The sequence below is a fragment of the Sulfolobus tengchongensis genome (assembly GCF_036967215.1).
In the GTDB taxonomy this organism is placed as follows: Archaea; Thermoproteota; Thermoprotei_A; order Sulfolobales; family Sulfolobaceae; genus Saccharolobus; species Saccharolobus tengchongensis_A.
This window is the reverse complement of record NZ_CP146016.1, coordinates 860,594-886,521: the sequence shown is the minus strand read 5'-3', so window position 1 is coordinate 886,521 and position 25,928 is coordinate 860,594. Positions and strand designations below refer to the sequence as shown.

At 35.5% G+C, this 25,928-nt stretch carries 22 protein-coding genes; 14 read left to right on the top strand and 8 right to left on the bottom strand.

Annotated features, from left to right (window positions below):
• Positions 1 to 32 precede the first annotated feature (32 nt).
• Positions 33 to 2,024, bottom strand: coding sequence for a 3-hydroxyacyl-CoA dehydrogenase/enoyl-CoA hydratase family protein (locus V6M85_RS03970; protein ID WP_338603268.1), 1,992 nt, complete (start codon positions 2,022 to 2,024; stop codon positions 33 to 35).
• An 80-nt stretch (positions 2,025 to 2,104) separates the two neighbouring features.
• The gene (locus V6M85_RS03965) at positions 2,105 to 3,028 is read right to left on the bottom strand and encodes an MBL fold metallo-hydrolase (protein WP_338603265.1); all 924 of its coding nucleotides are present in this window, start codon (positions 3,026 to 3,028) and stop codon (positions 2,105 to 2,107) included.
• Between the two features lie 411 nt (positions 3,029 to 3,439).
• Here V6M85_RS03965 and V6M85_RS03960 point away from each other — a divergent pair, with 411 nt between their 5' ends.
• The 3 genes from V6M85_RS03960 to V6M85_RS03950 all read left to right on the top strand — a co-directional run bounded on the left by V6M85_RS03960 (position 3,440) and on the right by V6M85_RS03950 (position 7,390).
• Positions 3,440 to 4,849 carry an MFS transporter gene (locus V6M85_RS03960; protein WP_338603262.1) on the top strand — a complete coding sequence of 470 codons (1,410 nt, stop codon included), beginning with the start codon at positions 3,440 to 3,442 and terminating at the stop codon, positions 4,847 to 4,849.
• A gap of 526 nt (positions 4,850 to 5,375) precedes the next feature.
• Positions 5,376 to 6,317: an alpha/beta hydrolase gene (locus V6M85_RS03955; RefSeq protein ID WP_338603260.1), complete on the top strand. Its 942-nt coding sequence runs from the start codon at positions 5,376 to 5,378 to the stop codon at positions 6,315 to 6,317.
• A 5-nt stretch (positions 6,318 to 6,322) separates the two neighbouring features.
• Positions 6,323 to 7,390 (top strand): alpha/beta fold hydrolase, encoded by a 1,068-nt coding sequence (locus tag V6M85_RS03950; protein WP_338603257.1) that lies wholly within the window; start codon positions 6,323 to 6,325, stop codon positions 7,388 to 7,390.
• Here the strand turns inward: V6M85_RS03950 and V6M85_RS03945 are convergent.
• The gene (locus tag V6M85_RS03945) at positions 7,387 to 8,310 is read right to left on the bottom strand and encodes an MBL fold metallo-hydrolase (RefSeq protein WP_338604576.1); all 924 of its coding nucleotides are present in this window, start codon (positions 8,308 to 8,310) and stop codon (positions 7,387 to 7,389) included. The two genes, V6M85_RS03950 and V6M85_RS03945, sit on opposite strands and share 4 nt — an antisense overlap.
• A gap of 47 nt (positions 8,311 to 8,357) precedes the next feature.
• Between V6M85_RS03945 and V6M85_RS03940 the strand changes: the two genes are divergently transcribed.
• Positions 8,358 to 9,302 carry a fumarylacetoacetate hydrolase family protein gene (locus V6M85_RS03940; protein WP_338603255.1) on the top strand — a complete coding sequence of 315 codons (945 nt, stop codon included), beginning with the start codon at positions 8,358 to 8,360 and terminating at the stop codon, positions 9,300 to 9,302.
• On the opposite strand, the gene V6M85_RS03935 is transcribed toward V6M85_RS03940, so the two are convergent.
• Together V6M85_RS03935 and V6M85_RS03930 are read right to left on the bottom strand one after the other, a co-directional pair.
• Positions 9,295 to 10,227, bottom strand: coding sequence for an alpha/beta hydrolase (locus V6M85_RS03935; RefSeq protein ID WP_338603252.1), 933 nt, complete (start codon positions 10,225 to 10,227; stop codon positions 9,295 to 9,297). The two genes, V6M85_RS03940 and V6M85_RS03935, sit on opposite strands and share 8 nt — an antisense overlap.
• 318 nt (positions 10,228 to 10,545) lie before the next feature.
• Positions 10,546 to 11,493, bottom strand: coding sequence for a phosphotriesterase (locus tag V6M85_RS03930; RefSeq protein ID WP_338603249.1), 948 nt, complete (start codon positions 11,491 to 11,493; stop codon positions 10,546 to 10,548).
• Between the two features lie 78 nt (positions 11,494 to 11,571).
• Here V6M85_RS03930 and V6M85_RS03925 point away from each other — a divergent pair, with 78 nt between their 5' ends.
• Positions 11,572 to 13,245 (top strand): long-chain fatty acid--CoA ligase, encoded by a 1,674-nt coding sequence (locus tag V6M85_RS03925; RefSeq protein WP_338603246.1) that lies wholly within the window; start codon positions 11,572 to 11,574, stop codon positions 13,243 to 13,245.
• Between the two features lie 190 nt (positions 13,246 to 13,435).
• On the opposite strand, the gene V6M85_RS03920 is transcribed toward V6M85_RS03925, so the two are convergent.
• Entirely contained in the window at positions 13,436 to 13,585 is a 150-nt protein-coding gene (locus V6M85_RS03920) for a hypothetical protein (protein WP_338603243.1), read from the bottom strand.
• 240 nt (positions 13,586 to 13,825) lie between these two features.
• Here V6M85_RS03920 and V6M85_RS03915 point away from each other — a divergent pair, with 240 nt between their 5' ends.
• Positions 13,826 to 14,038, top strand: a complete 213-nt coding sequence (locus tag V6M85_RS03915) for a hypothetical protein (protein WP_338603241.1) — start codon at positions 13,826 to 13,828, stop codon at positions 14,036 to 14,038.
• Positions 14,039 to 14,093: 55 nt separating this feature from the next.
• On the opposite strand, the gene V6M85_RS03910 is transcribed toward V6M85_RS03915, so the two are convergent.
• Together V6M85_RS03910 and V6M85_RS03905 are read right to left on the bottom strand one after the other, a co-directional pair.
• A complete protein-coding gene (locus V6M85_RS03910; RefSeq protein WP_338603238.1) occupies positions 14,094 to 14,537 on the bottom strand; it encodes a carbon monoxide dehydrogenase subunit G in 444 nt (147 codons plus the stop codon).
• A 3-nt stretch (positions 14,538 to 14,540) separates the two neighbouring features.
• Positions 14,541 to 15,839, bottom strand: a complete 1,299-nt coding sequence (locus V6M85_RS03905) for an FAD-dependent oxidoreductase (RefSeq protein ID WP_338603235.1) — start codon at positions 15,837 to 15,839, stop codon at positions 14,541 to 14,543.
• A gap of 167 nt (positions 15,840 to 16,006) precedes the next feature.
• On the opposite strand from V6M85_RS03905, the gene glpK reads away from it, so the two are divergent.
• The 8 genes from glpK to V6M85_RS03865 all read left to right on the top strand — a co-directional run bounded on the left by glpK (position 16,007) and on the right by V6M85_RS03865 (position 25,469).
• Complete coding sequence (glpK, locus tag V6M85_RS03900) at positions 16,007 to 17,506, top strand: glycerol kinase GlpK (protein ID WP_338603232.1); 1,500 nt, start codon at positions 16,007 to 16,009, stop codon at positions 17,504 to 17,506.
• Entirely contained in the window at positions 17,507 to 18,370 is an 864-nt protein-coding gene (locus tag V6M85_RS03895) for an MIP/aquaporin family protein (RefSeq protein WP_338603229.1), read from the top strand.
• Between the two features lie 457 nt (positions 18,371 to 18,827).
• A complete protein-coding gene (locus tag V6M85_RS03890; protein WP_338603227.1) occupies positions 18,828 to 20,540 on the top strand; it encodes a S9 family peptidase in 1,713 nt (570 codons plus the stop codon).
• A gap of 340 nt (positions 20,541 to 20,880) precedes the next feature.
• On the top strand, positions 20,881 to 21,405 hold the full coding sequence (locus V6M85_RS03885; RefSeq protein ID WP_338603224.1) for a PaREP1 family protein: 525 nt from the start codon (positions 20,881 to 20,883) through the stop codon (positions 21,403 to 21,405).
• Positions 21,406 to 21,752: 347 nt separating this feature from the next.
• Positions 21,753 to 22,160 carry a PadR family transcriptional regulator gene (locus V6M85_RS03880; RefSeq protein ID WP_338603222.1) on the top strand — a complete coding sequence of 136 codons (408 nt, stop codon included), beginning with the start codon at positions 21,753 to 21,755 and terminating at the stop codon, positions 22,158 to 22,160.
• Positions 22,153 to 23,151, top strand: coding sequence for an ATP-binding cassette domain-containing protein (locus tag V6M85_RS03875; protein WP_338603219.1), 999 nt, complete (start codon positions 22,153 to 22,155; stop codon positions 23,149 to 23,151). Before V6M85_RS03880 ends, V6M85_RS03875 begins: the two co-directional genes overlap by 8 nt.
• The gene (locus V6M85_RS03870; RefSeq protein ID WP_338604573.1) at positions 23,145 to 24,017 is read left to right on the top strand and encodes an ABC transporter permease; all 873 of its coding nucleotides are present in this window, start codon (positions 23,145 to 23,147) and stop codon (positions 24,015 to 24,017) included. Before V6M85_RS03875 ends, V6M85_RS03870 begins: the two co-directional genes overlap by 7 nt.
• 180 nt (positions 24,018 to 24,197) lie before the next feature.
• On the top strand, positions 24,198 to 25,469 hold the full coding sequence (locus tag V6M85_RS03865) for an MFS transporter (protein WP_338603217.1): 1,272 nt from the start codon (positions 24,198 to 24,200) through the stop codon (positions 25,467 to 25,469).
• Positions 25,470 to 25,928: the final 459 nt, after the last annotated feature.

The window sequence follows — 25,928 nt, the reverse complement described above, 5'->3', positions numbered from 1 at the left end:
AGAAAATAAACAACTTGTTTTTAATTAAATATTTATTCTCCCTTAAATTGTGGTTTTCTCTTCTCTATAAATGCCCTTACTCCTTCTTCTACATCTTTAGTTGTGAATAGTAGCCCGAATAACGTTGACTCTAGAGTTTGTCCAGTCCAAATATTGGATTCATATCCCAATTCTATGGCCAGTTTAGCTGCCAATAACGATATTGGGGACTTCTCAGCTATCTTTAATGCAACTCTTCTTACCTCTTCTTCAAATCTATTTGCAGGAACAACTAAATCTACTAACCCCATTTTGTAGGCATCTTCAGCTGAAACCATATCTCCAGTATATATCATTAACTTAGCTTTACCCTTACCTACCAGTTTAGGCAATCTCTGTGTACCACCAGCACCTGGTATTATACCTATGTTTATTTCTGGTTGACCCAATTGAGCTACCTCAGAAGCTATTCTTATATCACAAGCCATTGCTATTTCAAGACCTCCTCCTAATGCAAAACCATTTATTGCAGCAATTACTGGTTTAGTGTATAAGGCTATTTTGTTTACAACATTTCTTAAAGTCCTTAATCTTATTACATCTATTGGTCTTAATGAGATAAACGATGTAATATCTGCTCCAGCTGAGAAAGCCCTACCACTTCCAGTAATTATTACTACTCTAACGTCATTCCTAGGCTCTAGTTCATCCAAGGTTTTATCAAGCTCACTTACAAGTTCTGGGTTTAACGCGTTTAAACGTTCGGGTCTATTCAATATAATCCAGGCTAGTGGAGGCTCAATTCTTAATATTATCGTATTTAGTTTCTTCTCTTCAACTTTCCCATATTGATAGAATCCAGTCCCAGTCTTTATCCCTAACTTGTTTTCACTTACCATCTGCGTCAATAAAGGATCTGCAGTGAAGATTTTATACCCAGACAAAGCCTTAAGTTCGTCTAAAGCCTTAACTACGTTATCAACTCCTAGTTCATCTGCATATTGGAATATTCCCTTCGGAAATCCTAAGCCTAATCTCACTCCTAAGTCTATATCATCTCTACTCGCAACACCTTCCCTTAATAGTCTACTGGCCTCATTTACGGCTCCTGCTAAGAGTAATACAGGATTTAATTTATCAGCTAACTCTTTAGGTAACTCCGGCTTAACATATTTCCCTGGGGCTGGATAGGTGTAAAATCCCTTACCAGTCTTAACTCCCAATTCATTTTTCTTGAACTTCTCTTCAATTAAACTACATATTGGAACATCATCTCTTATTCCCAATTCCTCTCTAGATTTTGAAACATAATAGCCTACATCAATTCCAGTATAGTCCATTAGTTCGAAAACGCCCATTGGGAAGCCCAACTTATACCTAGCTACTGCATCAACTTCCCTGTAATCTGCTACTTTTTTCTCCACTATGACACATGCGGCTATATTTATTTGACCTAATATTCTATTTACGATATAACCTGGAATATCTTTATTTATCATGATTGGTTGCTTACCAAATTTCTTTGCTAATTCATAAGTTACTTTAGCTGTCTCGTCACTAGTTTTTTCACCTTTCATAACCTCAACAAGTTGCATTAGAGCTGGAGGGTTAAAGAAGTGCATTCCCACTACCTTATCTGGTCTCTTAGTAGCCTCAGCTATTTTAGTAATGGGTAAACTACTAGTGTTTGTAGCTAATATTGCATGTGGTGGTAATAACTCATCAAGCTTAGAGAAGACTTGCCTTTTTATATCCATTCTTTCAGGGGAAGCCTCTATTGAAAAATCAGCATCACTGACAGTTTTGTCTAATCCTACTACAGTTGTGATTCTAGACATTATTGCGTCTATACTTTCCTTGACTTGCCCTCTTTCTTGTAGTTTAGTTAAACTCCATTTTATTCTATCCAGTGCGTTATTTAAAATGTCCTGAGAAACGTCACTCAAGTACACCTTATATCCAGCAATTGCTGCTACTTCTGCAATACCATGTCCCATTGTACCCGCTCCTACTACAAGAATTTTTTTAATGTCTTCTACCTTCATCGAATAAAATAAGCAAAATAAGGTTAAAAAGTAATCTCAATTCAATCTTCATACATTTTTTAATATTTACCCATCTAAAATCAACTACTTATAGTATAATAAATACTATTACTATTTATTTCCTTTATGGTTCCCTCTTCTATTAGATATTTAATATGAGCTAGTGTTTCACCTATTGCCAATTGCTTATCGAAAGTGGAAAGGTCATCCCACTTTTTGTACCATGAAATACCAGTTGCAATTTCATATGCGTTAGCTCTCCCCTTAGCTTTTATTATTCTCAAAATTTCGCTTAATCTCTGTTTATGATGATTCTTTATCTCCTCTATTCTGAGACGGAATTCTTTGAATGGCTCTCCGTGTGCAGGATATAATTGCTCTACATCAAGATTTTTGACTCTATCTAGACTTTCTAGATAACCTTTTAGAGGATTATCATCCAATTTTAGTAAAGAAACATTAGGAGTTACATCTTGCAATATGTGATCACCGCAGAATATCACATCTTCATAAGTTAAACATATATGACCCATTGTATGACCGGGAGTCCATATCACTTTCAGTTGTTTATCAGCTATTTTTATTATGTCACCATCTCTAACTGTATTAAAAGTCACTCCTTCAATTATGTCATGAAACCTATTTCTATTTCTAAATAATTTCTGTATTAATTCATGTGGAAACCCATTTGCAGAAAAGAAAGCTTTCATTTCTCTTTCATATTCATCACTTAAAAGATAATTGAGATAACTAAGTTCTCTTTCATGTATTAGTATTTTACTATCCTTAAATAATCTAACTAGACCCATATGGTCTGGATGGTAGTGAGTAATTACGACAAGATCGGGGTACCCGTATTCTCTCAAATAATTATTCAACACCATAATATCCTCTTGGGTAGGTAGCCCAGTATCAATCAATAAGCTCTCTTTACCATCCTTTATCAAATAGGCATTAACGTATTTTAAGGGCCCTTGCATAGGCAATTTTAAACTAAATATCATCGCAAAGTCATTTTAGTCTGACTAGTTTTAAAACTTACCTCTTTTTCATTGATTTTTGTGATTTTACGTTTTCTCTATATAAAGCAGAATGTAAATATTAGTATGATGTTGCTTTGTGGGGTATTTGTAAACTATCTAGCGTTCTTTTTTACTATTTAGAGAATGTGAAAAAAGTAACGTGAGTTTTGAAAAACCTTCAACAAAGTAGCATTATATGCACATTCACGCGTCTCGTCCTACAAATATAAGAATTGATCGTGTTAAGAGCTCATAAGTTCTTTATTGCATTATAGGTGCTACTAAGTTTATATACATAACTAGTTTTAGTATCTAATTATACAATATAAGTATAAATCTCAAAACTTGACTATTATAAAATATCTTTATGAATTAATCTACGAATCTAATCACATGAGCAGTAAGAGTATATTAGATGAGTATCTAGCTAGAATAGATAGGTTACCAACTTGGGGTCTGTCGTATTTACTATTATGGGCGTTGGGTATAGGATACTTCGCAACTCTATACGATGCTGTATCAAATTTAGGTTTTGCTTTGCCTTATATTCCCTTTATAAATCCAACACAAGCCTCTATAATCGTTTCAGTAGGATTAGCAGGTTACATTGTAGGTTCAATAGGACTCGGTATCACTGCAGACAGGATAGGTAGACGGCCAGTAATGATTCTGACATTCGCTCTGCTAGGTATTGGTAGCTTAGGTATGGGTTTAGCAACGAACTACATCACTCTATTCATTTTTAGAGTAATAGAAGGAGTTGGTATTGGGGCAGGGCTTAATTTAGCAATGGTTTACATATCTGAGTTTTCTCCTAGCATGAAGAGAGGAAAATACGCTAACTGGATTTTCATCTCAGGATGGACAGCAGTTGGTGTAGGTACAGTGATCGCGGCCCTTATTGTCACCACCTATCCCACAATAGGTTGGCGTGTAATTTTTCTCATACCCGCAGTCTTATCACTTATAACTACAGCAGTTTTAGCAGTCTTATCCCCAGAGAGCATTAGGGTACTAGTAAAGAAAGGAAAGATAACTGACGTTGAAAAGATAGTGAAAAAGATGGAGGAAGTGAGTATGAGAAGAGCCAAAGTTTCATCACTTCCACAGCCTAGGGTTATTCACTATGAAGAAATTTCCTCTTATAATCAATTGAGGATATTAGGGGAGCCTAAGTATCTTAAACGATTAATTTCCCTTACAATTTTCTGGTTCTTCATTTACTTCATACAATACACTTCTACTGGCTTAGCTCCCACATTCGTAAAAGTCGTTGTTGGTTTTTCACCTATTCAGTATGCAGAATACATTAGGTTTTCGGGATTCGCAGCTATAGGTGCTACTGTGATATCGTTCATTTTACTTGGGGTAGTAGAAAGAACTGATAGGAGACTATTAACACAAATAGGTGGTATCGGTTTCTTAGTATCAGCATACGTTTCTACGTACTTGCTACTTCATAAGGCTTTAATAGTATGGTTTATCACTTATTTCATTCTTGAATTCCTACTTAACCCGCCTTATTTAGCTGGATATCTAATGAGTAGCGAATCTTTCCCGACTGCAGCTAGATCTACTGGATTCGCAATAACTGATGGTATTGGGCATTTAGGTGGTGTAATTGGCCCTCTATTGCTTTTCCCATTAATAGGATTGGTTGGTCCATTGCTAGCGTGGGTTGTTTTAGCTGCTCCAGTTCCGTTTGCTGCAGCTCTATTATGGTTCACAATACCTAAGACTGTAGGGGTTAGACTAGAGGAAATAAATGAGGGTTATATTGAAAAAGGTATTCAAAAACGATGATCTTTCCTTATCCTTATCATATTAAACGATTTTTATCTTCAATTGGGAGGTTAAGGTGCGTAAGACTATCTTTATTCGTGTGAGGTAGTTCATCAATTAGATCAGAGTTTGAATCTCATTGCGTATAGTACTGCTTTTCCTTATTATTCCCGCTATTCTCTTCAAATCTTCTTCTCTAAAAATCTCATTTTTTAGATAGTAATCTTTCTGGTTTCACATACTCCTTCTTCGCATACTCTTAAATAATATATTCCTAACTTTTGGCATATTTCTTTGGGGTCTTAGCATATTAAATGATTTGTTGACAAAGTGTATAAAATTCACAGTTTCATTACCTTGTGGGGGTTTTCAAACTTACGTCACTTTTTACATTCTCTTCATAGTAAAAATAACGTATAAAATAAGATAGTTTGCAAATATCCCACAAAGCACAGTTTCATGGAAACTGTTGTCAACGGCTTATTATAAACTCACAAAACTTATTTAAGATTTTATAGTAAGAAGGTATATATTCAGTCAAAATAAAGTGTATTTAGGTGGAAAAATCCCTCTAGATCCGGAGGTAAGGAAATTTTTAGACTATTTCTACAAAGCTAACATATTAGATTTTACTAAATATTCATTACCGGAAGTTAGAGAGAAATTGAACAAATTATTGGCAGAGTCTACGATAAAGGAACCAGTATATAAGGTTGAAGATAGAAAAATAAGGGGATCTGAAAGTGAAATACCAGTAAGAATATATTATCCAAATAGTGAAAAAGAACTGCCTATTGTACTGCACTTTCACGGCGGAGCGTGGATTTTAGGAAGTATAGAAACTGAGGATAGTATATCAAGAATATTAGCTAACTCTTGCAATTGTATAGTTGTCTCAGTTGATTACAGATTGGCACCAGAAAACAAATTCCCTGCCGCGGTAACTGATTGTTTCGATTCGGTAAAATGGGCTTATGAAAACGCTGACAAAATAGGTGGCAATAAGGATAAGTTAGCGGTCTTCGGAATTAGTGCAGGGGGTAACTTAGCTGCTGTCACATCTATCCTTGCCCGAGACAACGGAATAAAGCTTAAAGCTCAAGCCCTAGTAGTTCCGTTTGTATATTTGGATCTAGCATCTAAGTCCATGAATGAATACAGGAAGGGATATTTCTTGGACATTAACGTACCTGTAGACTACGGAATTAAAATGTATATAAGAGATGAAAGGGATCTATATAATCCCATGTTTGTACCATTAATAGCTGAGGACCTAACTAATCTCCCTCAAGCTATAGTCGTAACTGCAGAATTCGATCCTTTAAGGGATCAAGGAGAGGCTTATGCAAATAGGCTAATGGAAGCTGGAGTTCCTACGCTGAGTTTTAGAGTAAATGGTATGGTTCATGGATTCCTAGGTTCTCCTAGAGTAAGTAGATTAGTTACTATCATGGTAGGTTCTGCACTAAAGGACATCTTAAGAGGCTGAGTAAAGTGTTTGAAGGATGGAAAATTGTGAAAAGTTATGTTCCCGTTATAGGAAATGAAACATTGATGGAGAGTGTATGGAAATTAAAGAGAAAGGGTAGTCCGTATGATATCATATCGCTTCATAAGGTGAGCGTAAAAGATGGAGGAAATTACGCCGTTTTAGTTCTCCCTGGAACATGGTCTAGTGGGGAACAGTTAGTAAGCATAAGTTGGCATGGGGTTCACTATACAATACCAGATTATAGAAAATCAATAGTTTTATATCTAGCTAAAAATGGGTTTAACGTATATACTATAGATTATAGAACTCATTTCGTTCCCCCATACCTTAGGGATAAACAACTCTCTTTCATGAGAAATTGGGGTTGGAATTCGTGGATTAGTGATATAAAAGAATGCGTGAATTTCATCAAGAAAGACTCCGATCAACAGAAGATATTTATAGCGGGAGAAAGCTTTGGTGGTATAGCATCTCTGAATTACTCCTCAATTTATTGGAAAGATGACGTAAAAGGTCTTATACTATTAGACGGAGGTCCCACAAAAAGTGGATTAAGGCCTAGATTTTATAATCCAGAGGTAACCAGTATTGAGGAAATGGACAGTAAGGGTATTTACGCTATTCCTAGTAGAGGAGGCCCCAATAATCCCATATGGGCTTATGCGTTAGCCAATCCAGATATGCCTAGTCCAGATCCTAAATACAAGACTATAAGTGATTTCCTCATGGATAGCTTATACGCCACGGGTTCAGCTAATCCCTATGATTATCCCTTTTCTAAAAAAGAAGACATGTTTCCAATACTTGCGTCATTTGATCCATATTGGCCCTATTTACTTAACTTAGAAAGAGGAAAATTCGGATTTGAGGAGAAATATAAAGAAATTGACGTTCCCGTAATATCATTTATAAGCGAAAGATTTGGACTTCAAGCATTCGATAAAGAAAAACTACCCAAGAACGCTGAGGTCATTTTATTAAAAGGTTATGGTCATTTGGATGTGTATACTGGAGATAACGCAGAAAAAGATGTTAACAAAATAGTGTTAAAATGGCTTGAAGAACATTAAAAAGTACCTCTTTCTTTTTCTCTATATTTAAGCATTTCTGTTAGTATTCTATCAACGTTTTCTAATTTAGAAGCTGGAGGAGCTCCTTTTAACTCACTATATGCCCTAGCCATGTTACCGACTATTCTTTCCTTACTTATCCATTCATTATACTTACCTAAATTGATTTCATAAGAAGCCTTTATTGGATCGTTAATACCTTGCCTCATCATCTTTCTAGCCTCATCCCTAACGAAAATTAAATAATCTCTAGCCTCGTATAAAGATTTTCTATCATAGCTTATTTCGCCGTGACCTGGAACGTAAACATCAACATTAAGGCTAGCTAAATGCTCTAACGCGTTTATATATCCTTGGATGTAACCCATTAAGGCGAAAGGAGTACAAGGTGGAGAGAATAATAGGTCTCCAGTGAAGATCACTTTCTCATCAGGGATGTAAACGTAAATATCACTGGTAGTGTGAGCGTAACCAACATACACTAACCTTACATCTTTTTCAATATCAGCAAATATTCTCATCTCACTTTCTATAATGATATCTTGAGGAGTATATTTGTATCCTGAGAAATCTATTTTGAATAATCTCTCATAAGGATTAGTACCTCTCTTCATGCCTTCTATAACTCTTTCCCTACAATTTCTATGACAAATCGTAATTGCATTAGGAAACAAATGATTAGTCCACAGATGGTCCTCATGCTCATGTGTATTTATTAAATATTTTATTGGCTTATCCGTGACTTTCCTTATCTCCGAAATGAACTGTCTCGTCATTTTTTCATTAGTTAAGGAGTCCACAACTATAACGTAATTCTTCCCTATAATTATCCCCGCATTGCTTAAAAACCAGTCTCCATTACCCTGAACGAATGCATATATATTATCGCTCACTCTTTCGAACTTATATTGAACTTCCATCATGATAATATATATTACTTTATTTGACTAAAATATTTTTAGAGAACATGAAACTGGTAAGCTTTGTGAGGGATCACCGAGTAAGGAGCGGTGTTTTGATAGATAATGAACACGTTGCAGATTTGAATACCTCCTGTTATTTAATGTTTTTAGAGAAAGGAGAGGATGAACAATTCATTGAAAGGTATTGCAATGCGTTATTACCAAGTGATATGTTAGGAGTTCTTCAAGCTGGTGATAAGGGATTAGAATTGGTTAAGGAAGTATTAGAGTGGGCTAAGAAAAGGAGAGACGTAGTTTACAGTATTAACGAGGTTAAATTAAAGGCACCTTTACTGAGGGCAAATATGTTAAGGGATTTTCTGGCTTTTAGAGGACATGTTGAGGCTACGTATAAAAGAAGAGGGCAACAGATACCAGAAGAGTGGTTTAAAATACCCATCTATTATAAGGGTGATCCGGCAATATTCTATGGACATTTAGAAGAAGTGCCTTGGCCTAAGTACTCTAAGAGTGTTGATATAGAATTGGAAATAGCTGCAATTATATATAAGAAAGGCAAAGATATAGATAAACAAAACGCTAAGAACTACATATTGGGCTTTACAATATTTAATGACTTCAGCGCGAGAGATATTCAAATGGTTGAAATGAAGGGTTTACTGGGACCAGCTAAAGGTAAGGATTTCGCTAATGGATTAGGACCTTGGATTGTGACCAGAGATGAGTTATCTGACATTAAGGGATTAAGGGTTTACGCTAAAGTTAACGATGAAGTTTGGTGCGATACTAAGGCAGAGGATATGCAATGGACGTTTGAAGATATGATAGCATATGTTTCACAAGATGAATACATTAGACCTGGGGATGTCTTTGGCAGTGGTACAGTATCAGGTTGTACTGGAATAGACATAGGTAAATCATTAAAACCAAACAGTACCATAGAATTATATGTGGAAAAAATAGGCATTCTAAAAAATATCATTAAGTGAAGTTAAACCTTTTATAAATCGATGAGGCTATGTGCTGTATCGCCTCTCTTCCCACGTCTAAGTACTCGTAAAAGCTCACAAAACCATGAATCATTCCATTATACCTTACGTTAACCGCCCTTACTCCATTAATTTTTAATTTGTGAGCGTACATTTCCCCCTGATCCCTTAAAGGATCATATTCGGCGGTAATTACAAGAGCTGGAGGGAGATTATTTAAATTAGCTAAAATGGGCGATGCTAAAGGATTATAGTAATCGTTTTCTTCTTTAACGTATTGTTTATGATACCACATCATTCTTTCATAAGTCAGAAAATATCCATCCCCATAGTTAAACATTGAGGGTGAAGAATCTAACATGTTGACTACGGGATAGATTAATACTTGATATTTAATAATCTTCTCGTTATTATCTCTATCTAAAATACTTACAACTGCAGATAAGTTACCTCCTGCACTATCTCCCGCAACTGCAATCCTTGAGGTATCTATTCCCATCTTTCCTCCGTTGGTACTTATCCACTTCACTACGTCATATGCGTCATAAACTTGTGTGGGGAATTTATGTTCTGGTGCCAATCTATAATCTACTGAAACCACAATTGATTCCGATAACTTCGAAATTAACCTGCACACACTATCATGCGTATCTAAATTTCCGTAAACGAAACCCCCTCCATGGTAGTAGATAACGGCAGGAAGATTTTCCCTCTGGTTCGGAACGTAAACCCTTATTGGTATGCTCCCATTCCTCCCCGGTATATTCATATCTTGAACTTTAGCTAACTCAACTTTTTCATTGTTGAACATTTTGAGGAAAATGTCATTTCTAATCCTTCTAAATTCTTGTGGAGTTAACGGTGTTGAAGGTAATAACGAGTTTAATTTGGTCAAGAGATCTTTAACTTGCGGATCTAATGGCATGTTGTTAATAAGTTATTTTTTGAGAATAAATATTTATCATATAGATGTCGTCTATGAGTAAAAATTATTTCTAGATCTACTAAAATACCCTTTATTATTTAAATAGCAAATTGAATATTGGAATTCCAATAGTAGTGTGTGTATCATTTGGAAACTAGGCGATAATTCTATGAATAGTCCTGATGGAGAGAATAGCCTCAATTTTCAGAAAATCCACAAACTATTCCAATAGTGAATTAATTGTGAGGAATTTCCAATTATACAAAAAAGGATTAGATTATTTGTATTTTTATGTGATAAAAAACTCTTATTAAAAATTCAGCTAAAGAACCTTTTAGGATTTTCCTTAAATATTTTATCTATTATGTCCTCTCCTACTCCGTTCTTCTTTAAATACGGTATCACATCCTCAAATATGAGTGACATACTCCATTTCGGAGCTAATTTTGGTTTAAATTCTGGTTTAGCTGTTCCCCAATCAATTGTGCAACAATAATCTTGTGAAATCATTAACCTATCGACGTAACCTTCCTTAATTAACCTTAAGGTTGTCTCATTTCTTTTATCAACTGGAAGGAACAAGTCTAATCCATATCTGTCTAATCCCACAAAAGATCCTTTATCAGCGATCTTTTTTATGTAATCTATTTTATCACTATCACCTAAATGCCCTATTAATATTTTCCCTGGATCTACTCCTTCTTCCATTAATATCCTTTGTTGTTCCATGCCAGTATTATTATGTGCATTGGAATGAGTTATTATTGGTACTTTAGTCTCCTTATGTGCAATTGCAGCAGCTCTTATTACCGCCTCAACGTCTTTTGTAATTCCAGGCTCATCCGCAGCTATTTTTATGAATCCAGCCTTATTTGAGGTGTTCTGTATCCCTACCTTTATATCATGTATAAATAAATCGGCTATCTCATTTACAGATCTTCCTAGAAAGTAAAATGGTAAGTCAACGTATATATAGATTCCAGTTCCGGCTATTAAATTTACGCCAGTAGCCTTAACCACTCTCTCCATGAACCTTATATCCCTACCCAATCCCATTACTGTAGGGTCAACTATTGTTCTAACCCCTAATTGCATTACCTTTTTTACCTCATTTACTGCATTCTTGTATTCCTCCTCTTCATTATATAGGTGAGGCCATTGATATCTAACAGCCTCGCTGAAAACTCTAAGGTGTTCATGAATAAGCGTAAAACCCATGTCTTTAGGTTCTATTGGCTCCTTACCAACTAGGGGTATTTTCTGCATCATATTCTCTTTCTATTTTATAATACATAAGCTTTTCTTCGAATAAAGATTTATTACCATATTTTACTAAATTTTTTTATGAGTCAGAGCTCAGATAGGCCTTGGTTTAAGTATTGGCCACCTCACTTACCCAAAACCTTAGATTATCCTGAAGTCCCTCTATTTAATATAGTAGAAGTTTCCTCTCAAAGATATCCTAACAAGAACGCAATTATATACTATGGTAATAAAATAACGTATAGGGAGCTATGGGAAAATGTGCTTAGGTTCTCAGCATTTTTACATAATGAACTTGGTGTAAGAAAAGGAGATAGAGTAGCAATATTTATGCCAAATTCGGTACAATGGGTTATAGCATATTATGGTATACTTAGAGCAAATGCAATTCTAGTACCAATAAATCCCTTAATAGCAGAAGATGAGTTAAACTATATACTTAAGGATTCTGGGGCGGTCGGTGTAATAACATTATCGCTCTACCTTAATAAGGTGATTAAAGCTAGGGAAAACACGCAAGTAAAATGGGTTATAGCCGGGAGATTTAAGGATTACTTACCCCAGCAACCGGAAATAAAAATACATCCATTAGTGCAAAAGGAACCGGAAATAGATGTAAAAGACGTAATTTTGTGGAGAGATTCATTAAGAAATAATTATTCTCCCCCTCAAGTGGAAGTTAAAGCTGAGGATATTGCGGTTATACCATATACTTCTGGAACCACTGGTTTTCCAAAGGGCTGTATTCACACTCATTCGACCATATGGCCAACAATTTTAGGTTCAGTGGTTTGGAATATGGTAACTCCTTCAGCAGTAGTACTTTCATCATTGCCAGTATTTCACGTCACTGGTTTTGTTCATAGTCTCAACGCACCATTATATATTGGTGCCACAATGGTTTTACTATCAGTCTGGGATAGAGAAGCTGCCGTAGATGCAATTGAGAAGTATAGGATTACCCATTGGACTAATATCTCCACAATGGTTGTGGATTTATTAGCCTTACCTGGAATAGAGAAAAGGAATCTAAGTTCCTTGATTCTAATAGGAGGAGGTGGAGCGGCAATGCCAGAAGCAGTAGCTAAAAGGCTTAAGGAGCTTACTGGGTTGGATTATATAGAGGGTTATGGATTAACGGAAACAATGTCACAGACTCATGTTAATCCTCCTAATAGACCTAAATTGCAATGTTTAGGGATACCTCATTTTGGAGTAGATGCGTTAGTAATAGATCCAGTGACTGGAGAAGTGCTCCCGCCAAATAAAGAGGGTGAAATAGTAGTTAAATGTCCAAGTTTATTTAAGGGATATTGGAATAAAGATGAAGAAACTAGAAAGTCTTTCATAACCATTAATGGTATTGAGTATTTTAGAACGGGAGATCTTGGATACATGGATGAAGAAGGGTATTTCTTTATAGTTGATAGAATAAAGAGAATGATAAATAGAGCTGGCTATAAGGTATGGCCAACTAAGGTTGAGAATAAACTATATCAACATCCTGCAGTTTTGGAAGCATGTGTTGTTGCTTCTCCAGATCCAAGAGTTGGCGAGGAAGTTAAGGCATATATTGTATTGAAACCAGAATATAAGGGTAAAGTCACTGCAGATGAAATAAGAGAATGGTGTAAGCAACATATGAGTGCATATGAATATCCTAGAATAATAGAGTTTGTCGATTCTTTACCTAAAAGTGGCTCTGGAAAGATTTTATGGAGGGTATTGCAAGAAAAAGAGAAAGGAATTAAATGATAAGGGAAAAAGATAAAGTTCAATCCTCTTTAAGGGGGTTAAGATTCATCGAATTTCATATAAAAACTTTATGATAAAATAAAATATTTTTTATGACTAAATTAAAATTTATATGTTGTTTAATAATTCCTAATAATGAGCTCTTTAATTTAAGAGAAAGAAGTCTTACCTAGGAAGTTTTACAAAAGATTTAAATTTCATCCTTATGATATAATATTAACATCTTATTCAACTGAAGTACTTCATAAGCTTTACATTTTAACCATCTACTATTTGAATTATTCAATGTAATCCTGCCCCTCTCATCCATAGCAAGTACTTTTTCTTCCATATTACCCATTTTACTATCCATATATAGGTTTTTTGCATAAACCAAGTACTAAATAATTATCTACGCTTTATAATGGTGGTTAAGGGGTTGAAAATGTCCATCGGTCGCCCCCTTATAGAAAAAATTATATTCTATGGTTACATCAGGTTTTAGTAACTATGCCTCGTAAACTCCACAAACTAAGAAAAATATGGAAAATTAATTCAAGCCACAGTAGCTGTTGATGATAAAGGTATAATATACGATTTAATGATAACAGGAGATTATGGGTTATCTCCACCAGATTTGGATGAAGAGATAGTAAAGCGCATTAAAGGGCTTAGGTATAATGAATACGAAAGTGCAGTAAAGGCAATAAGGGAGTTAATAAGTAAACCGGGCTACGAAATAATTGGTGCCAGTGTAGAAGAGTTTTTAGTACCAGTATTTAAAGCAGCGGAAAAAGCATATCATAACAAATAAAAATTTCTTTTTTATTTAAGAAAGATTTTTATATCTTTCATTATGTCAGATCCACTTACGATAATTTAGTTGAGATACAACTTATTATATGATTTATATTTGCTTCAGCTATTTTTATTATATTTTCATCTCCCAATAACCTAGAAAGCAAACCTAAATCTATATTGGCTCGCCATTCCAATTTAGTGTATTCTGAGTTTCCACTAAGCTTGAGTACAATATTAAATTTTACACCCACACCAGCAGATCTTCCATTACCACTTATCTCTATTCCATCAGCCTTATCGAGAATCTTAGCATTTATAACAGTAGTTAACGTACTCATGTGAGGGATCTTCATCTGTGAGATATCTAATTTAAAATTTGACCTAAAAGTATCACCTACCACTTCATAATTCTGTATACCAGGTAGGCATTCAGCAAATTGTTTAGGATCCAATAAGAATTCCTTAACTAAATTAACAGTCTTTCCGATACTAAAGCTTCCCTTAAATTCCAACCTTTATCCTCCTCTTCTTGAAATTAGGGATAAAAGAATATATAGTGAACTCAAATATCTTTCCTCATCCAATGTTCCCTTTCTTTCCAATGCGCTTTTTACTAAAGCTTTAGCTAAACCAAATTTCTCAGCATATTCCATTAAATTAAGATCAGAAGGGCTCAATATTTTGGTGTTTCTAGTCTTACTTTCACTCTTTACTCCTAACTTTAAGGAAACCATGTCGGAAACTTTCTCTCCTACTAATCTTCCAGTTGTAAATTTACCTCCAATTACAGATATTAATCCATAGATTCCATTCTCTTTTTCATGATCTATTATCCTGAAATCCCTTGTAGCTTCTCTACCAGTTCCTTCACTCCTTATTAACGGTCTCACTGAAGCATAAGTCCTTACTACCTTCATTTCCTTTAATTTTGGTATTAGATATGAACCTTCCTCAACTAGCATATTTACATCTTCTTCAGATATTGTAAAGTTATCTGGATCATCAATTATCGTCGCAGTAGTTCCCAGAATTGATCTATCAAAATATGGTACTATAATGTCACCATCAGAAGGTGGTCTTAATCTATTCAGAACCATATTGTTAACTTTTTGGTCAAATACTGCCATGATTCCCGCAGTTGGCATAATCGGTATCTCCTCCAATCCGGCCATTTTTATTATTTTAAAGGCCCATGGACCTGCAGTATTAACTACTATATCAGATCTTATTATATTGGTCTCATTATTTATCCTGTCAACCGCCTTAATTCCCTTAATGGTATTACCCTCCCTTAAGAATTCAACAACCTCATTATAAGTTAATATTTTAGCCCCATTCAACGAGGCAGTGATCGCAACACTCGACATCAAATCATATCCATAAACTACTTTATCTGGTACCCAAATGGCGATTTTCGCATCTCTGTTAACATAGGGCTCTTCTTGGAGTACTTCTTTAATTTCCAATACTTTATACTCAATTCCAACTTTTTCCAAAGACCTCAGAAAAGTTTCAGAGAATTGTAAATCATCTTTAGTTATACCCAGAAATATTCCACCAGTATCCTTAACTGCATGAGGGGCTATTTTGGTAATTATCTTATTTTCCTGTATGCACTCCTTAGCAGATTCTGGATCAGTGACCGCATATCTGGCACCGCTGTGAAGAAGTCCGTGAAATCTACCAGAAGTTCCAGAACCTATGTCACTTCTTTCAACTAATGTAACGTCTATTCCTCTTAGTGCTAAATCTAAGGCTGTAAATAAGCCGTTAACCCCTCCTCCAATTATTGTAACTGTGGATTTAATCTCCATGAAAGGGAAACCGTTATGAAGTTTATAAAGGTTTCCTCAATTTTTATATCTAATCCTTTTTTATGGTGGTATATATAACAGTGTTTAAAAAACCTTGTTACTTTTAAAGTGTGATATAGGAATTTATGGTAATTAGATTTTTATTTTTTATTTGTGGAATATACTGCGTGTCATCTAGCTTTATTTTAGCTATAGATGAGGGGACTACAAGCGCTAGAGCAATAATCTATAATAACGAATTAGAAATAGTGGGAATAGGTCAGTACGAGTTCCCTCAACACTATCCAAAGCCAGGATATGTGGAGCACAATCCGGATGAAATTTGGGAAGCTCAAATGTTAGCAATAAGGAAAGCTATTGAAAAGGCTAAAATAGAACCTAAGCAGATCTCAGCAATAGGGATAACTAACCAGAGAGAAACTACAGTATTATGGGATGCGAGAAGTGGAAGGCCTATTTACAATGCAATAGTTTGGCAAGATAGAAGAACCTCCTCAATAACTGATTGGCTAAAGGGAAATTACTTTAAGATGATTAAAGATAAGACAGGTTTAGTTCCCGATCCGTATTTTAGCGCATCTAAAATAAAGTGGATTCTGGATAACGTTTCCGGAGCTAGGGAAAAAGCTGAAAAAGGAGAAATAAAATTTGGAACAATAGACACTTACTTAATATGGAAATTAACTAATGGTAAGGTTCACGTAACGGATTACTCTAACGCATCTAGAACGATGATGTTTAACATAAGGAAATTAGAGTGGGATAGAGAAATTTTAGAGCTGTTAAAAATCCCGGAAGCCATATTACCTGAAGTTAAACCATCAAGTGAAATTTATGGTTATAGTGAAAATTTAGGTAAAGCTATTCCCATTTCCGGAGATGCGGGAGATCAACAAGCTGCATTATTTGGGCAAGTAGCATTTGACGTAGGTGATGTCAAATCCACTTATGGGACTGGAAGCTTTATCCTAATGAACATAGGTAGTAATTTAGTCTCTTCGGAAAACTTACTTACCACTATAGCGTGGGGTTTAGGCAACAAGATAACCTATGCTTTAGAAGGTAGCATATTTATAACTGGTGCTGCAGTTCAATGGTTTAGGGATGGTTTAAAAGCAATAGACGTTTCTGATGAGATAGAACCTTTGGCCTCAAGCGTACCGGATAATGGAGGAGTCTACTTCGTTCCAGCTTTTGTGGGACTTGGCGCTCCCTATTGGGATCCCTATGCAAGAGGGCTAATAATAGGTATAACCAGAGGTACTACAAAGGCTCACATAGCTAGGGCTATTTTAGAGTCAATGGCATATCAAACTAGGGACGTAATTGAGGTTATGCAAAAAGACGCTAAGATTAACATTAATTCTCTCAAAGTTGATGGTGGCGCTGCAAAGGACAATCTATTAATGCAGTTTCAAGCTGATATATTAGGAATAAAGGTAATTAGACCTAAAATAATGGAAACTACTTCAATGGGCGTTGCAATGTTAGCTGGGCTAGCCACTAATTATTGGAATTCACTTGATGAGTTAAAACAAAAATGGAAAGTGGATAAAGAATTTGTGCCAATAATGGATAGTAAAGAAAGGGAGAGACTTTATGCGGGATGGAAAGAAGCAGTGAAGAGATCAGTTGGATGGGCAAAAGTAATTGAGGGGGAGAAGTAAATGGCCTCCGTAGTTTTAAAAGATGCATTATGGAGGTATTTTGCAGAGTTTATAGGGACATTTATCCTTATATTATTCGGAGACGGTGCTGTTGTAGCATCATTGCTAACTAGTACTCCAAATTATGGGTTTATAATGATATCATGGGGGTTTGGAGTAGTATTAGCAATATATACTGTTGGTGCAATAAGCGGTGCTCATATAAACCCAAATGTTACGTTGGCTTTCGCAGTAACAAAAAGATTAAAATGGGTTGATGTAATTCCATATATTCTATTTCAGACCTTAGGAGCAGCTGCTGCAGCTGGCGTATTGTTAGCTTGGTGGGGAAGCGTCATAACTAGGATTGATACACCACCACAACTTTACGCCAATGTAGGTGCAGCTTTCTTTACAGAGTATCCGAATCCTTCCTTCTGGGGTCAATATTGGCCTAAAACTTTACTACCTAATGGCGGAGAACTGTATTCCCAAGTAAATCAAGTATTTCCGCTTTGGAAAGGCGCATTTGCTGAAGCTTTAATGACATTTTTACTTCTGTTAATAGTGGTTGCTGTAACTGACACAGACTCTCCATTTTATAGTCAGTTCTTAGCACCATGGGCGATAGGGATTGGCTACGTCATGCCCTTCTTGCTATTTGAGGCCCAGCTAACTGGAGGAATGATAAATGAGGCAAGAAGTTGGGGACCTATGCTAGCGTTGTATTTATTCGGATATAAGACAGGGGCATTCAACTTTAGAGGAGAGTATTTCTTCGTTTATGGTATCCCCGACTTTATAGGAGGTATTTTAGGAGTTCTCTTCTGGGATTATGTGCTAAAGCCTTATCTAAGGATGTTAAAAACGAATAATAAAAGATGAATCTTTTTTATCGATATTTTGAAATTAAATTGTAAGGTTAAATACCTATTACATGAGGTACGCAGAGCCCTTATTGAATAATTAGTTGAGGTTTACATTGTGAATTAAATTTCTAAAAACATTTAGAGGATTTTCAGAATACACCTCTCTCTATAGATATACTTGAATTTGAATGAGTTATTTCTCACTTACTTCACTCCGCGAGTTTTCAAAATTTACATTGCTTTTTCAACATTCTCTCTACCTCCACATGCTAGTATGCTTCACGGCTATATTGGAACAGTTTTTCAACAGCATCTGTAGTTTGTGGGTTTTCTGAAAATTGAGGGTATTCTCTGTATCAAGACTATTCATGGAATTATCGTCTAGTTTTCAAATGACACACACTACAGCATCTGAGTGATAATAAAGTTCAGAATTTTTAATACTTATATAGTTATTTCCATAAAATAAATACATGAAATATTCTGAACTTGTTAAAATGCTTGAAGAAGTAGTGGGAATTCCAATATTTGCAGTATTAGGAAAGTTGAAGGATAATCTGATATTTTTGGCTACAACTGAAGGCGAAGTAAATATTTCCGCTCTAACTAGCGGAAAAGTAGCTAAGCTAACTAAATCTCCAATAGCCTCCTCAGCTAGGCCAAAATCTAATTCAGACTTTATCCCATTCGTGAGAGACGTTGAAAGAGGTAAGGAAATCCACGCAATTTATACTGTTAACTTGAAGGGAGAGGAATTTGAGGTCTTTTCACCTAATCTCAGAGTTACTTCCTTAGCTTATGATGGAAAAAGAATAGCCTTTACTGGATCATCTCAGACCGAAACATCTCTATACCTCATTGAAGGAGACGGTAAAGTACATAAATTATTCAAAATACCTCCATTCTCTTTCGTGACTGACATTAATGATAAGTGGATTACGGGATTTGGAGTACTAAAGGGAAATCCCAGGTCTCAAGAATTTTTCTTAGCTGACCTCAACGGGAATATTGAGATTCTAACTCCAAAAGACGGTAGTTTCACATATGCGTATTATTTAATGGGAAATAAGGTATATCTGATTAGTGACTTTGAAAATCCAGGAGAGTCCTTTTGGATTTACATTTATAACATTGAAGGTAAAACGTACGATAAAGTTCAGTTTCCATTTAAGGATATTTATGGTTATAATCCAGTTGAGTTATACTACGATCCCGAGGACTCCTTAATTATAGCGAAAAAGGATGGTGAGTCAAAACTATTTGATAATGGAAAATTGGTTAATACACCTAGAGGGACTATAAGCGGAGCTACTAAGCTTGGCAACTACATATTCTTTTCGCATTCGTCCCTAACCAGTCCCTATAAAGTGTATAGGTTAAATAGTGAGGGGAAAATTGAGGTAGTTGTGAACAATAAGGATCTAGGAATAGGTGAGGCAGAGTTCATTAAACTTAAGAGTGATAATATCGAAGTGCCAACTTGGGTTATAAAATCTAAAACTCCCGGCATTACTGTAATATACGTTCATGGAGGTCCTTGGGGTGAAGTAGATAATAGTTGGAATTTGCTAATATCACCTTTGATATTGGCTGGATATAACATAATAGCACCTAATTTTAGAGGTTCCACAGGTTACGGGAGCAAATTTATGTTTATGGATATTGGAGATCCCGGTGGCGGTGATTTAAGGGATGTTATCAAAGCTAGGGATTACGCTATAGAGTCTGGTATTGCCACCAAGGTTGGAATTATGGGTTATAGTTATGGCGGATATATGACATTACTAGCTGTAGGAAAGGAAGCTGAAAAATGGGATTTTGGGATAGCAGGTGCCTCGGTAGCTGACTGGGTGGAAATGTATGATTTATCGGATTCTATGTTCAAGGAATTCATGAGGATATTATTTAATGGGAAAAATAAGGAATTAATGAAGGAGAGGTCTCCAATAACCTACGTGAAAAACGTTAAGGTTCCACTATGTATAATACACTCTCAAAATGATAGTAGAACGCCTTTAAGTCCAGTGATGAGGTACGTTCAAGAATTACATAAGGAAGGAAAAAGTTTCGAGTTGCATGTAATTCTCAATTTGGGTCATGCGATATATAAGATAAGTGACGCAATAGATATATTATTGCCAGCCCTAATATTCCTTAAAAAGCTAGAATCACAGTGGACAGTTTAATTGTGTAGTATTAAAATCCCAGAATGGGGAGTTTGGATCTCATTGAATTTCATATACTTTGTATTCAACTCTAGACCCGTGGACTTCACTGAAGTCGTGAATTTTTCCGCTCATCCTTCTCCATCCCCTTAGGGGCTTTAAGAGCTGGTGGGGATTCGGACTGTGTGTGGAGCTAAGACCCTCCTACTACACGGGGCTTTAGTAAATTCGGATGGAACTTTCGCTGTGAGGATCCAGCTCTAACTGAGAAGTAGGAAATCCCATGGCGAGATGCACCATCCTAAATGCGGATCAGTTTAATTAGGGAAATCTTTTATTGATACCAACTATTCTAATAATTATGGAAAGAGACTTATATCAAGTAAACGAGGATTATCTTTACGCTAGAATTCTTGAATCGTTAGCTGATTCTCTCTTAGCAATAGAACTATTTGAAAGAGGTTTCACAAGAAACTCTGCTGGGAAAGCTTTTAGTGCTGTAAAATCGTTAATCTCAGCTTTAATTGTAAAACATCAAGATAAAATATTAGAGGTAGCAGACGAAAAGGAGAAAGATTGGTTAGTGAAGAAAGCTCACACGGTTCCTACTCATTCGATGAAAGCGTTGTCTAATTATCTAGAGAGAATAGGAATAGATATTGACTGGATGGTGGATAAGGCATTAAATTTACACGATTATCAATATAATGGTTTTGAGCGTGATTTTTCTTTCTACAGAAGTAAGGATGATGTTAAAAAGGACATAATTAAGATAGTGTCTAAAATACCAGAAGTAATACTGAAGTATTTCAAAACTGATGGAGAAATATCCAAACTAGTCGAGGAAATCAAATCAAAGGTGGAGAAATTTAGTAAAAGTTTATGAAGGTTACCTTATCGGTATTCACTTTTGTTTAGTTAACGAATGTCGCAGACTATAGAATAATTAACTAAAGTCGAGATTAACTAAGTTTTATCAGTAAAATATCTAAATATATTGGTACTTAGTGGATGAGTAGCTTATCAGATGATCTGAAATGTAGACGTGGTGCCTCCTTTATTTTGCTTTGTGGGATGTTTGTACGCTATCTGGTTTGGAACGCTCTTTTTATGAAGAGAATCCAAAGAGTAATGTAAGTTTTGGAAAACCCACAAAGTACCTTTATTTTTAAACTTTTCTATCGGTATCGATAGGAGGATAAATTTAAATTTATTACTATCGATATCGATAGTATGAGTGAGTTAATAGCTAGGCAGAAAGGAAGATTGAGGAATATGATACTTTGGATTCTTTGGCAATCTCCAAAGAGAGGAGTTGATATAATTGATGACATCTACAAGATAACCTGGGGTTTTTGGAAACCTTCGCCAGGATCTGTATATCCATTACTCAGTAAAATGGTAGAAGAAGGAGTTATCGAAAAAATCAATGATAGTAAATATAAGATTACTTCTAAAGGTATTGAGGAAATTAAGGACTTGTTACCAATTAGGCAGGCTAATACAATTGAAGATGCCATTCAAGAACTGGAAGGATTAGCGGAGTTTTTTAAGGACGTTGATAGGAATAAGCTATTGCTTCATAAGGAAAGAATTATGAAGTGTATAAGGGAAATTGAGGAGGTGATCAAGAATGGCTAATGTCGCTATTAAGGCTATCAACTTAACTAAAATGTATGGCAAGTTTGTGGCTGTGGATCACATTAATTTTGAGGTATATGAGGGAGAAATCTTTGGTTTTTTAGGCCCTAATGGCGCTGGAAAATCTACGACCATAAAAATGTTAACAACTGTCCTTAAACCGACTGAGGGTACTGCAATAGTTAACGGCTATGACATTACAAAGCAACCCGCATTGGTTAGGCAATCAATTGGCGTAGTACCTCAAGAATATACCGCAGATGAAGACTTAACTGGTTGGGAAAACATGATGATGATGGCTGGACTTTACGGTATACCAAAGAAAGTCGCTGAGGAAAGAGCGAAGGAATTGCTCGAGATGGTGGAACTGACTTTTGCTTCAAATAGAAAAGTGGAAACGTATTCTGGTGGTATGAGAAGAAGGTTAGAAATAGCTATGTCATTAATAAGTAGGCCTAGAATACTGTTCTTAGATGAGCCAACATTAGGTTTAGATGCTCAGACTAGGGCTGCAATATGGCAATACATAATGAAGCTTAAGGAAGAGTATAAGATGACCATTTTCGTCACCACTCACTATCTGGAAGAGGCAGATATGTATGGGGATAGAATCGCAATAATCGATAAGGGTAAGATTTTAGCCATAGGAAGCCCAAAAGAGCTGAAAGATAAGGTAGGAGGAGATTTGATTTCATTACAGACTAATAATGATGAACTAGCGATAAAGATAATCTCAAATACGGATAGCATTATAGACGTAAGAAAGGTTAGCGACGGAATCAGAATTAAGGTTAGGAATGCAGAGGAAAAGGCACCGGAAATTTTGGAAATGTTAGTGAAGAATGGGATAAAGGTTAGTAGGATGTCCATCACTGAACCAACTATGGATGAGGTTTATATGGAGTTTACTGGAAAGAGGTTAAGAGACGAAGAAGCTAATGCACAAGAGATGTTTGCGTTTAGAAGAACAATGAGGAGGGCGAGATCATGATGGAGGAGCGAAGAAATACATCATTTCTTCATGGATTATGGACTTTAACATCTAGAGAGTTAAAGAAATGGTATAAGGCTCCAGTAATACTTCTACTTTCATTAATACAACCAATATTCTGGATAGGTATATTCGGCAAGGCGATGAATTTAGGGGCAATATTTACTGGCAGTAGTTTCAATATACCGGGTTTAAACATACCAAAAGAAGTTATAGATCAGATAGGATTAGAAATACTTAAGCAAACCTTTGGTACTACAGATTACTTCTCCTATTTAGCATCTGGAATGTTATCGTTCATAGTGTTGTTTACGTCAATGCAAAGTGGAATGTCAATAGTTTGGGATAGAAGATTAGGAGTATTAGATAGGATTTTAACCACACCAGTTGCTAGGGGGAATATAATAGTGGGTAAAGTGCTCTCATCAGTGATAAGATCATTGGTTCAAGCTATAATAGTCCTTGTTGTTGCGGTACTTTTGGGAATGACTTTCGCTCCTGGAATTAACGCATTAGACTTCTTAGGAGTCTATGCTTCATTATTCCTGATGTCATTTGGACTATCCTCACTATTTCTAATGTTGGCGTTGAGAGCAACTAGTTGGGAGTCACAAATGGCCATAATGAATCTATTGAATCTTCCATTACTTTTCACTAGCAACGCATTTTATCCCATAAAATCCATGCCAAGTTGGTTAAAACCAGTAGCTTACGTAAATCCACTGACATATTCCAATGGAGTTGCCAGAGGATTATTGCTTGGAATAAGCACCAATTTAACAATTGACTTCCTATATCTAGGCTTGTTCGCTGTAGTCTTATCGATTATCGGAATAATATTATCATGGAAGTATCTTTCCAAGTAATTTTTACATCATTTTCCTTATGTATTTTTCTTGTAGATAATATTTGTAGTACTACTTAAAAAAGATTACATCAAAGAAGGTCATTTTTATGATGATAAGTGTAACACTACCTAATAGTAGTCTTATCATATTTGAACTATAGAAAGACTTTTATCCAGTCAATAAAATGAGTTTACTGTAATGTCCTATTTCGACAATATACCATTCTTAACTCGTCTGAGAACCTTCATAGTTACATCAGCTGGATTTCTACTAGATGGATATGATTTAAACGTGATCTCATTTGCTGCAACCATAATACTTAAGGAATTTTCATTAACTACAATTCAATATGGTTTACTATTAGCTTCATCTCTAATTGGAATGATACCTGGGTCGATATTATTTGGATGGTTATCAGATAAGATGGGAAGGAGCAAGATAATGGGACTCGATCTTTTCTTTTTCTTGGTGTTCGGAGTATTATCAGCAATATCACAGAACTTCGTTGAACTTTTCGTGTCTAGATTGCTTCTGGGAATAGGAATAGGCGGAGATTATCCAATAAGTAGCACATTAATGTCAGAACTTTCACCTTCTAAAACAAGGGGCAAATACTTAACTGGATCTGTTGCAATGTACTGGGTAGGAGTTGGTATTTCTGGTGTTGTAACATTGTTTCTACTACCTTTGGGAAGTTATTTTTGGAGATATGTATTTCTAATCGGTGCAATAATATCCTTGCCTATTATACTTCTTAGACTAAGGTTAATAGAGTCACCTAGGTGGTTAGTTTCCACTGGAAAAATGAGGATTAAAGAGATTAATAGTGAAATTGAAAATAAAGGCGTTAAGAGCGTAATCGACTTATTTAAGGGAAATCTATTAAAAGTTACCCTTTTCGTAACCAGCGTTTGGTTTCTGTTTGACGTAGCTGCTTATGGAATAGGCTTATATTACCCATATCTTCTGGAGGAGTTTGCGTTTCCATCGAAATATGAGGTAATACTAGGTACTTTAGCAATAGCTGGAGCTGCAGTACTAGGTTATGTTGTTGCTGAATTTCTTATAGATTCTTTTGGAAGAAGACCAGTTCTATTAGTGGGATTAGGATTTATGACCATTTTATTGTTCCTAGGCGGTTTGTATAAACTTACCGGAGCTATTTTGGTTCCTTATTTTATGTCATTTGTGGCATTAGAGCAGTGGGCTGGTGCGGTTACTCTATTTTATCCTACAGAACTTTACCCTACTCCAGTTAGATCCGTAGGACAAGGATTCGCGACTGCAATAAGTAGAATAGGGTCAGTTCTAGGAGTGTTCTATTTTCCAATTATGACGAAGCAGATAGGGTTCTTCAATTCGTTAATATTATTCGGTTCAATCTGCTTGATAGCGTTAGTAATTTCAATAGTAATGAGTAAAGAGACTGCAAGGAAACCATTAGAAGAGACTTCTGAGGGAATTAAGTAGAAGAACGAAACTATAGTCATTTTCTTAGTAGTTGCAACATTGTAAGTTCCCATAAAGCTCTCTTATTCCTAAATACAAATAATGTCAATTATGTTGAATTTCTAATGAATATATTAGAGGTTATGTAACTCCTGAAATTCTTAAAAATTTATGTGAGGTCTTCTCATCATAAGATTGCTTAAATTCTCAATTTGTATAATATACATCAGACTATTGATTGAATTTACTAATAGTAGTTCTCCGAAAATCCCTTCAAGTGTTTACTGAAACTTTTTCAGTTCCATGCTAACAAGCTCGTGAGAGTGTCCGGATTGCATAAAATTCGGCTTATTTTAATATAAAATATGAAGTTAACTCTATGTTCCGAGTTATCACCTTAATTTGAGGTTAAATTGACTAACATAGATGTCAATTTGCCCAACTTAAGTATTATTCAGTTTTTTCATTAATTAGATATGT